9 protein-coding genes are annotated in these 12811 nt (G+C 44.3%); all 9 read left to right on the top strand.

The window, feature by feature from the left end; genetic code table 11:
- Window positions 1-29 precede the first annotated feature (29 nt).
- The 9 genes from HZA08_13090 to HZA08_13050 all read left to right on the top strand — a co-directional run bounded on the left by HZA08_13090 (window position 30) and on the right by HZA08_13050 (window position 12579).
- Entirely contained in the window at window positions 30-2630 is a 2601-nt protein-coding gene (locus HZA08_13090) for an HYR domain-containing protein (GenBank protein MBI5194359.1), read from the top strand.
- Between the two features lie 307 nt (window positions 2631-2937).
- Window positions 2938-3090: a hypothetical protein gene (locus HZA08_13085; protein MBI5194358.1), complete on the top strand. Its 153-nt coding sequence runs from the start codon at window positions 2938-2940 to the stop codon at window positions 3088-3090.
- Window positions 3059-3595, top strand: a complete 537-nt coding sequence (gene pyrR, locus HZA08_13080; GenBank protein MBI5194357.1) for a bifunctional pyr operon transcriptional regulator/uracil phosphoribosyltransferase PyrR — start codon at window positions 3059-3061, stop codon at window positions 3593-3595. Before HZA08_13085 ends, pyrR begins: the two co-directional genes overlap by 32 nt.
- Before the next feature lie 174 nt (window positions 3596-3769).
- Window positions 3770-4699, top strand: coding sequence for an aspartate carbamoyltransferase catalytic subunit (locus HZA08_13075; protein MBI5194356.1), 930 nt, complete (start codon window positions 3770-3772; stop codon window positions 4697-4699).
- 144 nt (window positions 4700-4843) lie between these two features.
- Window positions 4844-6118 (top strand): dihydroorotase, encoded by a 1275-nt coding sequence (locus HZA08_13070; GenBank protein MBI5194355.1) that lies wholly within the window; start codon window positions 4844-4846, stop codon window positions 6116-6118.
- 97 nt (window positions 6119-6215) lie between these two features.
- Window positions 6216-7412, top strand: a complete 1197-nt coding sequence (gene carA / locus HZA08_13065; protein MBI5194354.1) for a glutamine-hydrolyzing carbamoyl-phosphate synthase small subunit — start codon at window positions 6216-6218, stop codon at window positions 7410-7412.
- A 118-nt stretch (window positions 7413-7530) separates the two neighbouring features.
- Window positions 7531-10935 carry a carbamoyl-phosphate synthase large subunit gene (gene carB / locus HZA08_13060; protein ID MBI5194353.1) on the top strand — a complete coding sequence of 1135 codons (3405 nt, stop codon included), beginning with the start codon at window positions 7531-7533 and terminating at the stop codon, window positions 10933-10935.
- A gap of 91 nt (window positions 10936-11026) precedes the next feature.
- Complete coding sequence (greA, locus tag HZA08_13055) at window positions 11027-11500, top strand: transcription elongation factor GreA (GenBank protein MBI5194352.1); 474 nt, start codon at window positions 11027-11029, stop codon at window positions 11498-11500.
- Window positions 11497-12579 (top strand): dihydroorotate dehydrogenase electron transfer subunit, encoded by a 1083-nt coding sequence (locus HZA08_13050; protein MBI5194351.1) that lies wholly within the window; start codon window positions 11497-11499, stop codon window positions 12577-12579. Before greA ends, HZA08_13050 begins: the two co-directional genes overlap by 4 nt.
- Window positions 12580-12811 lie beyond the last annotated feature (232 nt).

Here is a 12811-nt window from a genome sequence, read left to right as displayed (position 1 = left end):
GTATGTATGTCCAGAATTATGATCCTGTGATGAACATGTGGATGAACTACTGGACTGACCTGTTGCCTGCGGATGGTCAGTGGCATGAGGTGTGGCTGAGGGTGCCTTTCTGGGCCGGCAACAACAGTATATGGCCTGGTTCTGAGGAAGTACGTACGAGGCTGCGCTTCTGGACAGAGGATGGTTCAGGTGTGTTGGTGGATATGGATAACCTGACTAATGATTGCATGTGGTGTCAATCATTCTTAGGAGATTCTGATGGAGACAATGTACCTAATACGGTTGACAACGCACCGCAGGTTTATAACCCGGATCAACTTGATTCCGACAATGACGGCGTTGGAGACGTGGCAGATGCTTATCCTCTGGATCCTGTAATGTCAGAACCTGATCCATTAATTCCGCCTACTGATGGAAGCTCTAATATCGGCACAGCAGGCGGAACGTTCAGTACGATGGATAATACGATGGATATTCAGATACCTCAGGGTACTGTAACAACAGACACCACTATTACCATTGCACAACCGGTATTAAATCCGGGCAATCTTATTGTAGAAACGGATAATGGCGGTGGAGAGCTAATAGCAGAATATGTATTAATTCCTGATGGTATTCAATTTAACGGCCAGGTTACTCTGGTCTTCCATTACGATGAACAGTATGAGAATACAAACCTTGGGGTGTACTTATATAATCCATCTTCAGGAATATATGAACTCATCCCATCTGTTAGAGATTCGGTATTAAATACACTAACTATAGACGTGTCGCATTTCTCCACGTATGCAGTAATTCAGCTTTCTGATTCAACTCCGCCTGCTATTGGAATAACCTTGCAGCCAGTGCCTAACTCAGCAGGCTGGAACAATACCATTGTAACCGCATCCTTTGCCTGCTCTGATGCAGATTCCGGTATTGCCGTATGTCCTGTACCTGTAACGGTTAGTGACGAAGGAGAAGGACAGGTAATCACTGGAACCGCGGTTGATATTGCAGGCAACAGTGCTGTCGCTTCAATAAGCATAAATATTGATAAAACTCCTCCTATCATTAATTGTCCAATAGATACAGAGATACTTGCGATGGAACTTACCGGTGCACCTGTATATGCTTCGGGTATTCAGACATTCCTTACAGGGGCAACTGCTATAGACATAAACCATGTAATATCTATTTCTAATAATGCACCTGACTTCTTCCCGATCGGGCAGACAACTCTTACCTTTACAGCAACGGATATTGCCGGCAATCAGAGTATATGTACTGCGAGTGTAACAGTTGTAAATCCACCGCCCGTTTTGGATATAATATCCGATCAAATAGTTCAGGAAGGACAGATGCTCGTATTCAATATCAGCGCCTCTGATCCTAACGACCCTTCAGGAAGCGGATTAACCTATTGGGCAGATGGATTACCATTGAATGGAACTATTGATCCATTAACCGGAATATTCCATTATACTCCTTCTTATGATGTATCAACATACCAGTTCAACAGCTTCTTTGATGTAATCTTTTACGTTAGTGATGGAACGAGTACGGTCTCTATGCCGGTGCATATAACAGTTAATAATGTTAACCGGCCTCCTGTTGCGAATGCCGGAATAGACCTTCATCTGGAGTGTGCCGGGGCATCGTGTCCGGTTGTACTTGATGGGGCCGGCTCAACTGATCCGGATTCACTACATGGAACTCAGGATGATATTGTACAATACCGCTGGTTTGAAGGAGAAAGGCTCTTGGGAACAGGTATAACAATAGTAACTGATCTGATTATGGGTGTTCATGATATTACATTGAAGGTAATTGATTTAGCCGGAGCAGAAGGTACTGATACAATTAGAGTAACATTAGACCCTGCACATCTCTCCATGTTTATGATAGAGAAGGCAGAGGTAGACTGGCCAAAGACATCTGGGCAAATGGCAGAGGTTAAATTACACGGGAAGCTTGCATTGCCGGTAGGGCTTTTATTGGGAGAAGTATCGCCTGTCGGCAGAACAGGGCTTGACCTTGCCGGACAGTCCGGCATTTTAGATCAAACTGTAAATTTTACGGCTAAAGGAAGTGATGGGGAAAAATGGGAATATAAGGCAAATCCTACAGGAACCGGTATCCAGGACTTCTTTATCCATTGGAAGGGAACAAAATTTAATTACTCAGGTCTGGTTCATTTAGAAACTGAATTTATTGCCATTAGCCAGACAGCATTATCGCTTAAGCTGGGAAGTATTACAGAACCGGTCACACTGCAGATTAAAGATATAATTGTTTCAATAGATAGTTCAGGTAATGTTACAACATCAGTACCGTACGAAATTGATGAAGATGGTGAGATTACACTTACTCTCCCATTTGAATTGACCCCTGATCAGACAATAATTCTAACAATAGGGATTCAGCCTCCTTTGAATATTCATGTAGGTGACTACTATACTCCTGCGAGCGGTAAATTTGAAATAAAGGCAAAGGTAAATCCCGGCAGCCTGACAGGGGCCAGCCGACCGGCAGAACTTGGAATGAATCTGGCATTAGGTACAGAGGGATTCCCAGGATCAGTAGTGGTTTCCGGTACAGATTGGGACAAACTCTCAGTTAAGGAGTGGAAGGCTGAATTAGAAAAGTGATTTTAGATGTAAATATTTTTGTTGACAATTCTGCCTAAGTATAATAATGTAAGTCAACCTTTAATTTAGCCCGGTGAGGCTAAGAAGGAAATGGAAATGTTAAACAAGAATTACACTAATATAACGATAAAAACCTTCTCATCTGAAAATAGGTGAGGAGGTTTTTTTTTGCGTGAAACGTCATGAAACGGGGTTTCACAAAGGGCAATGAAAATAGTAAACAGTAAGCAGTGAGCAGTGAACAGTAAAGGCAGGTCTTTATCTGCTATCTGCTAACTGCTAACTGCTTACTTGGGGTTATTTTGGGATGAACCCACATGAACCAGGGTTCACAAAGGGCCATGAAAATCAGCGGGACAAGAAAGTCCCGCCTATCCTCGTTGATATGGATAGGCGGGGTTTTCTTACCCCGCCGGAGGGATTTTCGGATGAATATGCAAGAAAACATAATCATGGATAGTATAGGCATTGGAAGGGCGCTTAACCGTATCGCCCATGAGATAATTGAACGGAATCATGGGACGGACGGGCTTGTGCTTGTGGGAATTCGTACATGCGGCGCCCATCTTGCAAAACGTTTATCAGCTAAGATAATGGAGATTGAAAAATCAGATGTACCTGTCGGGATACTTGATATAACGCTCTACAGGGATGATGTTATGACCAAGAAAGGACATCCGGCATTGAGGAAGACTGAGATACCATTTGATATCTCAGGCAAGATTGTTGTGCTTGTGGATGATGTCCTCTACACAGGAAGGACTATAAGGGCCGCAATGGATGGCTTAATGGACCTTGGACGGCCTGACATGATTCAACTGGCTGTGCTGATAGACAGAGGACACAGGGAACTTCCAATAAGGGCAGACTACGCAGGAAAGAATGTCCCCACCTCCGTAACAGCAAAGATAAAAGTCCTGCTGTCTGAAGAGGGGAATGAAGACAGGGTTGTTATCAGGGAATAAGATAGTAAGCAGTGAGCAGAAGTAAGGCAGGCTGAAGGTGGATAGACTGAAGGCTGAAGCAAGAAGTTAGAAGCAAGATTAAGAAATAAGGAGCAAAACAAGAATTCCCCCTCCCTTGACGGGAGGGGGTAGGGGGAGGGTGAGCATTGGCTCACCTTAGGCTGAAGGTGCAAAGTGGAATTGAATAGAAAAGACCTGCTTGAGATAAAGGGATTAGATCGGGATGAGATAAATTTATTCCTTGATACTGCTGAGTCATTTAAAGAAGTTACAGGAAGGGATATAAAGAAAGTCCCAACGTTGCGTGGTAAAACAGTGGTGAACCTTTTCTTTGAACCGAGTACTCGGACAAGGACATCCTTTGAACTCGCGGCAAAGAGGCTTTCTGCTGATGTAATAAACTTTTCTGTTTCAACCAGCAGTGTCACTAAAGGGGAGACGCTTCTAGATACTGCAAGAAACATAGAGGCAATGAGGTCGGACTTTATTGTTATCCGCCATTCCGCATCAGGCGCACCACACCTGCTTGCTCAACAACTTAAAAGTTCAGTTATCAATGCAGGGGACGGTTTTCATGAACACCCCACACAGGCATTGCTTGACATGTTTACCATTCGTGAAAAAAAGGGGAGGCTTGAAGGGTTAAAGGTTGTGATAATCGGTGATATTACTCACAGTCGTGTGGCGAGGTCGAACATATATGGCCTGACGAGGCTTGGTGCAGAGGTGTGTGTAGCCGCCCCTCCGGCCCTTATTCCGGTTGACATAGAATTATCAGGCGTTTCTGTTTATTATAATCTTACTGAAGCAATTAAAGATGCTGATGTAATAATGGTGTTGAGGATTCAGTTAGAACGCCAGGGCAAGAATTACTTTCCGGGCCTCAGGGAATATGCAAGACTATTCTGCTTAACTGCTGAGAAGGTAAAATATGCAAAAGAGGACGTCATGGTGATGCACCCAGGCCCGATCAACCGCGGTATAGAAATATCACCGGAGGTTGCTGACGGGCTGTCTTCTGTAATACTTGAACAGGTTACAAATGGGATCGCAGTGAGGATGGCAGCGTTGTATTTGCTGAGTGGAAACAGGGATAGAAGTTAGAGGCAAGAAGTAAGACTAAGAAAAGCAGAAGCAAGAAATTAGAAGCAGGAAAAACATTCTCTCCCCTTCAAGGGGAAATCACAAGATTATCCCCCTCCCTTGACGGGAGGGGGCAGGGGGAGAGTGAACGAAGGATATACCATTATGGACATTCTAATCAAAAACGGCCGCATAATAGATCCGGCAAATAATATAGATGAGATTGCTGATATTCTTATTCAGGAAGGAAGGGTTTCTAAGATTGCCTGCAACCTTTCTCCAGATGCAGGAGTTGAGACTATAGATGCCACCGGTCAGCTTGTAGTTCCAGGGTTTATTGATATGCATACACATCTGCGCGAACCCGGGTATGAGTACAAGGAGACTATAAAGACCGGGACTATGGCCGCGGCTGCAGGCGGTTTCACTACTATCTGCTGTATGCCGAACACCAAGCCTGTAAATGACTCCCAGTCTGTGACTAAATTTATTATAAACAAGGCGATGACAGAGGGACTCGTGAACGTACTGCCGGTTGGTGCAATTACTAAGGGCTGTGAAGGTTTAGAGATAACTGAGATGGCTGAGCTTAAAGAGGCAGGCTGTGTGGCTGTATCTGATGATGGGAAACCGGTTATGAGTAGTCTGGTAATGCGAAGGGCATTGGAATATGCTAAGATGTTTCAGTTGCCGGTTATCTCTCATTCTGAAGATATAAGCCTGACAGAAGATGGTGTTATGAATGAAGGTTCGGTTTCTACAGAACTTGGGTTGAGGGGAATACCGGATGCATCTGAAGATGTAATGGTTGCAAGGGATATTTTACTCGCCGAACTTACAGGTTCTCATGTCCATATTGCCCATATAAGTACAAGCGGCTCTGTTGATATTGTACGCCAGGCGAAACAGCGGGGTATAAATGTTACTGCTGAAACCTGCCCCCATTACATGGCACTTACTGATGAGGCTGTCAGGGGTTATAACACCAATGCAAAGATGAAGCCTCCGCTAAGGAGAAAGAAAGATGTTAATGCTGTAATAGCAGGGCTTAAGGATGGAACCATTGATGTAATAGCAACAGACCATGCCCCTCACTCGCAGGAAGAGAAGGAAAGGGAGTTTGACTATGCACCATTCGGCATAATTGGACTTGAGACAGCCTTTGCGATTGTTTTCCAACTTGTTGAACAAGGTGAATTATCACTGAGAGATTTGATCGTCATGATGTCGGTCAGGCCTGCTCAAATACTTGGTGTAGAAAAGGGATCCCTTGGGATAGGGGCGGTTGCAGATGTAACGATTATCAACCCAAATACAACATGGGTTGTGGAAGCTGAGAACATAAAATCAAAGAGTAGGAATACACCATTCTATGGGCAGAAGTTGAAAGGAAAAGTGAATACAACTATCGTAGCGGGTAGCATTGTTTATCGAGGATAGAAGTTAGAAGTAAGAAGTAAGAAGGAGAAAGGCAGAAGCAAGAAATAGTCTCCCTCCCCTTCAAGGGGAGGGTTAGGGTGGGGATGGGGTTTTTATGATGAAAAACAAAAAGGCAATATTAGCTCTTGCTGATGGAACTATATTTGAAGGATACTCCTTTGGTGCTGAGGGTGAGGCAGGCGGAGAGGTTGTGTTTAATACGAGTATGGCCGGGTATCAGGAGATACTGACTGACCCTTCATATAAAGGCCAGATGGTAACAATGACATATCCACACATAGGAAACTATGGTGTCAATGAAGAAGATATTGAATCTTCAAGACCACATTTATCGGGCTTTATTGTAAAAGAGGCGGCACAGTATCCGAGCAACTGGCGTTCGCAGAAGACACTTCAAGAGTATCTGAAAGGATATGGTGTTGTTGGTATCCAAGGTATTGATACGCGTGCACTTACACGTCTGCTCAGGGATACAGGTTCCATTGAGGGGGTTATTTCTACTAATGATAACAGTCCCGAAGAACTGGTCAGAAAGGCACAATCAGCATCCGGAATTGTAGGGCATGATTTGGTTAAAGAGGTGACGTGTGAGAGAGCATACAAATGGGAAGAAAATCCCCCTCTCATCCCCCCCCCCTCCTGCCTCCCCCCACAAGGGGAGGGGAGACGAATTCATTTTAAAATTCCCCCTCCCTTGACGGGAGGGGGGCAGGGGGAGGGTGAGCTTAGCTTCAACGTAGTAGTCTACGACTTCGGCGTTAAGTGGAACATCCTTCGTATGCTGTCACAATACGGTTGTGATGTAACAGTAGTGCCTGCATCTACAACGGCAGAGGATGTATTGTCAATGAATCCGGACGGTATACTTTTATCAAACGGCCCCGGTGACCCTGAGGCTGTTACATACAGCATAGAAAATATCAGGAAACTTATTGGAAGGAAACCTATTTTCGGTATCTGCCTTGGTCATCAGATTTTAGGTCTTGCTCTCGGCGGGAAGACCTATAAATTGAAGTTCGGCCATCATGGGGGAAATCAACCTGTGATGGACCTGTCAACTAGGAAGGTAGAGATAACCGCTCAGAATCACAACTTTGCAGTGGATATAAATTCTATAGGAAGTGATGTTGAACTGACACATATAAACCTGAACGATCAGACAGTAGAGGGGATGCGCCATAAGAGATACCCGGTGTTCTCTGTTCAATACCACCCTGAATCATCCCCGGGTCCGCATGATTCATGGTATCTGTTTGACAGGTTTAGGGAGATGATGAGAGGAGAAAGATGTTAGAAGCAAGACGCAAGAAGTTAGAAACAAGAAGTTAGAAGTTAGATGCAAGACAAGAATTCCCTCCCCGACTTTTTAATTTATGGGGGAGGGTTGGGGTGGGGATGGGGTTAATAGATATATGCCAAAACGTACTGACATTAAAAAGATACTGATTATAGGTTCAGGGCCTATTATTATTGGACAGGCTTGTGAATTTGACTATTCCGGGACGCAGTCATGCAAGGCACTGAAGGAAGAGGGTTATCAGGTGGTTTTGATAAACAGTAATCCTGCGACTATTATGACAGACCCTGAGTTTACGGACAGTACATACATTGAGCCTATTACACCTGAAATCGTGGAGATGATTATTGAAAAGGAGAGACCTGATGCAGTCCTTCCTACTATGGGGGGACAGACAGCATTAAATGTTGCATCAGCACTATTCCGCAGTGGAGTGTTGGATAAGTATGGTGTGGAACTTATAGGTGCGAAATACGACTCCATTGATAAGGCAGAGGACAGGGAGAAGTTCAAGGAGGCAATGATTAAGATAGGGTTGTCTGTACCGAGAAGCGGTGTCGCGAAGTCTGTTGATGAGGCACTGAAGATTGCTGAAGGTATTGGATTTCCCTTAATTGTCAGACCTTCTTTTACTATGGGTGGTACAGGCGGCGGTGTTGCATATAACATAGAAGAGTATCAGGAGGTTGTGAAATGGGGGCTTGATGCAAGCCCGATGAGAGAGATTCTTATTGAACAGTCTCTTCTTGGATGGAAAGAGTATGAACTTGAAGTGATGCGCGACCTTTCTGATAATGTGGTTATTATCTGTTCCATTGAGAATTTCGATCCAATGGGAGTCCATACCGGCGACAGCATTACAGTTGCACCGGCCCAGACCCTTACGGATAAGGAATATCAGATAATGCGTAATGCAGCGATCAAGATTATCCGCGAGATCGGAGTGGAGACAGGCGGGTCTAATATTCAATTTGCTGTAAACCCGGCAAATGGGGATATGACTATAATTGAGATGAATCCGAGGGTGTCGCGCAGTTCTGCACTTGCATCAAAGGCAACCGGTTTTCCCATTGCAAAGATTGCTGCAAAACTGTCGGTAGGATATACGCTTGATGAGATACGAAACGATATAACACGTGTCACCCCTGCATCCTTTGAGCCTATGATAGATTATGTAGTTGTAAAGATACCAAGGTTTACCTTTGAGAAATTCCCGCAGGCTGACCAGACCCTGACTACACAGATGAAATCAGTCGGTGAGGTTATGGCAATCGGCAGGACATTTAAAGAGTCATTGCAAAAGGCAATAAGGTCGCTGGAGATTGATAAGTATGGTTTTAGCGAGGCTGAAGCAAGAAGTAAGAAGCAAGAAGTAAGAGAACAGAAGTTAGAAGTTAGAAGTAAGAAGTTAGAAGAATTTACGGATATTATTGAGCTTATAAAAGAAAAATTAAAGATTCCAAACTGGGAGAGGCTGTGGTATGTGGCTGATGCAATGAGATGCGGGATGGGTGTTGCGGATATTTACAGAATATCAAATATAGATCCGTGGTTCCTTGAGCAGATACGGGAGATTGTTGAAGCGGAGGAAGAAATCAGAAGCAAGATGCAAGAAGTAAGAAGTAAGATAAAAGAAGTAAGAAGCGGGGAGCAGGAAGACGGAAGGCTGAAGGAAGATTCTCTTCGCATGGCTAAGGAGTTTGGATTCTCTGATCACCGGATTTCGGAGCTTCTTGAAATCAGTGAGGGTGAGGTAAGGAAACTTCGTGAGGAGCAGGGAATTTATCCTGTTTATAAAAGGGTGGACACATGTGCCGCGGAGTTTGAGGCACACACACCATATCTGTATTCAACGTATGAACGACCGTTCTATAAGGTTCAACATGATGAAAATTCTCTCCCCTTCAAGGGGAGGGACAGGGTGGGGATGGGGTTAACATTTAATGATTGTGAATTAAAGCCTACCGACAGAAACAAGGTCATTATCCTTGGCGGAGGCCCAAACAGGATTGGACAGGGGATTGAGTTTGATTACTGCTGTGTGCACGGTGCCTTTGCCTTAAAAGATGCGGGTTACGAGACTATAATGGTAAACTGCAATCCTGAGACTGTCAGCACTGACTATGATACATCAGACAGACTTTATTTTGAACCATTAACAGAAGAAGATGTGTTAAACATAATCCGCATAGAAAAACCGATTGGAGTTATAGTACAGTTCGGGGGGCAGACCCCGCTTAAACTTTCAGTCCCGCTTGAAAGGGCTGGGATTAAGATACTTGGGACATCTCCTGATGCCATAGACAGGGCAGAAGACAGGGAACGATTCCGTGAACTTTTAAATAAACTTGGTCTTAGACAGCCGGAAAGCGGAATAGCACGGTCTGAAGAAGAGGCGGTTGCGATTGCTGATAGGATAAGCTATCCTGTTCTTGTCAGGCCGTCTTATGTACTCGGCGGCCGTGCAATGGAGATTGTTTATGATGAAAAGGGCCTGCGTGAATATATCACTCATGCAGTAAAGGCATCTCCCAAACATCCTGTCCTGATAGATAAATACCTTGAAGATGCAATTGAGATTGATGTTGATGTAATCTCTGACGGGGATGATGTTGTAATCGGCGGGATAATGGAACATATTGAAGAGGCAGGCGTACATTCAGGTGACAGTGCCTGCTCTATTCCGCCTTTTTCCATCACTTCTGAAATGAAGGAGAATATCAGACAGCAGGCTTATGCACTTGCAAGAGAACTTAATGTAATCGGACTCATGAATATCCAGTTTGCAATTAAAGAAGACATATTGTATGTATTAGAGGTTAATCCGAGGGCATCAAGGACTGTACCCTTTGTGAGCAAGGCTATCGGGGTACCGCTTGCACAGCTTGCCGCAAAGGTGATGGTTGGAAAAAAATTAAAAGACCTGGGTTTTGACAAGGAAAAGGAGATACAGCATATTGCAGTTAAAGAGGCTGTGTTCCCATTTTCAAAGTTCCCCGGTGTGGATACATTGTTAGGCCCGGAGATGAAGTCTACAGGCGAGGTAATGGGTATTGACACTGATTTCGGTGCGGCATTTGCAAAGGCACAGTCAGCCGCATCACTTGCACTTCCTGTCTCAGGTACGGTATTTATTAGTGTAAAAGATAAGGATAAACCGGCCTGTACAGAAATTGCGGTGAGGCTTATTAAAGAAGGTTTCAACATTGAGGCAACACGTGGAACTGCAAATTACCTGATCGAAAATGGTATAAATGTCAGTATAGTAAACAAGGTAAAAGAAGGAAGGCCGGATATTGTAGACCACATCAAAAATGGCGACATAGCAATGGTGGTAAACACTGTAGGAGATAAGACAGCAAAGAATGATTCTTATTCAATAAGAAGGACGACACTTCTGAAGGGTATCCCATATTACACTACAATGGCCGGAGCAAAGGCAGCAGTGAGCGGGATAGAGGCTTTGAAAGAAAGGGCAATTGAAATAAAGAGTCTGCAAGAGTATCATAAAAGACAGTAAGCAGTAAGCAGTAAGCAGTAAGCAGTGAGCAGAAGTAAGAAGTTAGAAGCAAGAAGTTAGAAAAAACAGAAAGGAAACCGGAGGGGCAACGATGAAGAGGCCGATGACAAAAGAGGGGTTTAACAAATTAAAGGAAGAGCTTGAACGGCTTAAAAAGGTTGAGCGTCCTAAAAATATACAGGATATTGCTGAGGCAAGGGCACATGGAGACCTCTCTGAAAATGCAGAATATTCAGCCGCAAAAGAGAGACAGTCCTTTATTGCAGGACGTATGCAGGAACTGGAATATAAGATTGCAACTGCTGAGGTCATTGACTCATCGTCTTTCACATCTGATAAGGTTGTGTTCGGTGCTACAGTATCACTAATAGACCTCTTCAAGGGTGAGGCCAAGAAATATAAGATTGTCGGAGAAGATGAGGTGGATTTAAAAAACGGTAGAATATCATTAGCCTCTCCTGTGGGTAAGGCGTTGATAGGAAACAGGATCGGCGATATCGTTACCATCAAAGCCCCTGCAGGTGATAGAGAATATGAAATACAAGGAATCTCCTTCGAGGAATGAAAGCAAGGGTATTTTCAAATTCATGTCTGCAGGGACAATACTTTAAACTTATAATCCTACCGCCGGTAAGATTACACATATTACCCGGTCAGTTTGTAATGATAAGGGTCACATCTTCAGATACCATTACAGACCCGCTTCTATCAAGACCATTCAGCATCCATAGGCAGGCAATGGATGGAAGCATTGAGATACTTTATAAAGTTGTCGGTAAGGGAACAGACCTCCTTACACACCTGAGAAAAGGCGACTACATAGAACTCCTCGGCCCGCTTGGCAATGGATTTCCAATCGGAGAAAATAAACGGGACAAGAATGTCCCGCCTATCCTTGATAATGTGGATAGGCGGGGTTTTCCAACCCCGCAGGATGGAATTGCGGATGAACCGCTCATGAGCCGTGGACTCACAAAGGAGAATGAAAATCCCCCCCTTAGTTTAAGGGGGGGCATGGGGGGGGTATTTTCGGATGAAACCCTTATCATCGCCGGCGGCATAGGCATAGCACCCATGCTTTGTCTCATTGAAACAATAAAATCATCTAATCCTGAAACTACGATTAAAGTTTTTTTAGGCGGCAGAGGTCAAGAAGATCTGCTATGTGTTGAAGAATTGAAGTCCCTTACTTCTAATATTTTCCTCACTACTAATGACGGCTCTATAGGTACAAAGGGATATGTAACCGATGCACTGCATGAGTATCTCCACAAAATTAACAGTGATGGGGCACATACGCGAATCACGGTTTACGCCTGCGGCCCTACTCCAATGCTAAGAAAGGTATTGGAACTTACAGAACGGCAAACTATCCAGTGTTTCACAAAGGGGCATGAAAATCAGCAGGACAAAAATGTCCCGCCTATCCTCATAGAAATGGATAGGCGGGGTTTTCTTACCCCGCCGGAAGGATTTTCGGATGAGCATATCAGTATAGAAACCTACGTTTCCCTTGAATCCGCAATGGCCTGTGGAATAGGACTTTGCATGGGATGTGTTGTAAAAAAGAAAGACAATGGATATCTGCTTGTTTGCAAGGATGGGCCGGTGTTTAAAGGGGATGAGATAGAGTTGGGGACGTAAGAAGTAAGATGTAAGAAGTAAGAGACATTATGAACTGGGCACTTACAAAGGGAAATGAAAATCCCCCCCTTTGTTCAAGGGGGGCATGGGGGGGTATTTTCGGATGAACCCTCATGAGCCTTCGGCTCACAAAGGTACATGAAAATGAGGCTCAGGATGAAACAACCCCACCCTCACCCGGACCCTCTCCCTGAGGGAGAGGGTGCTTAGTTTTTATCCCCTCCCCTTCAAG

It is taken from the genome of Nitrospirota bacterium, from assembly GCA_016212215.1.
In the GTDB taxonomy this organism is placed as follows: Bacteria; Nitrospirota; 9FT-COMBO-42-15; order HDB-SIOI813; family HDB-SIOI813; genus JACRGV01.
This window is presented reverse-complemented; position numbering and strand designations above follow the sequence as displayed.

Bases quoted from the DNA above. Each gene is read 5' to 3' on its own strand.
- HZA08_13085 (MBI5194358.1), top strand. From the start codon at position 2,938: ATGAACCCACATGAACCAGGGTTCACAAAGGGCCATGAAAATCAGCGG.
- carB (MBI5194353.1), top strand. From the start codon at position 7,531: ATGCCAAAACGTACTGACATTAAAAAGATACTGATTATAGGTTCAGGG.
- carA (MBI5194354.1), top strand. From the start codon at position 6,216: ATGAAAAACAAAAAGGCAATATTAGCTCTTGCTGATGGAACTATATTT.
- greA (MBI5194352.1), top strand. From the start codon at position 11,027: ATGAAGAGGCCGATGACAAAAGAGGGGTTTAACAAATTAAAGGAAGAG.
- HZA08_13070 (MBI5194355.1), top strand. From the start codon at position 4,844: ATGGACATTCTAATCAAAAACGGCCGCATAATAGATCCGGCAAATAAT.
- pyrR (MBI5194357.1), top strand. From the start codon at position 3,059: ATGAATATGCAAGAAAACATAATCATGGATAGTATAGGCATTGGAAGG.
- HZA08_13090 (MBI5194359.1), top strand. From the start codon at position 30: ATGAACATGTGGATGAACTACTGGACTGACCTGTTGCCTGCGGATGGT.
- HZA08_13050 (MBI5194351.1), top strand. From the start codon at position 11,497: ATGAAAGCAAGGGTATTTTCAAATTCATGTCTGCAGGGACAATACTTT.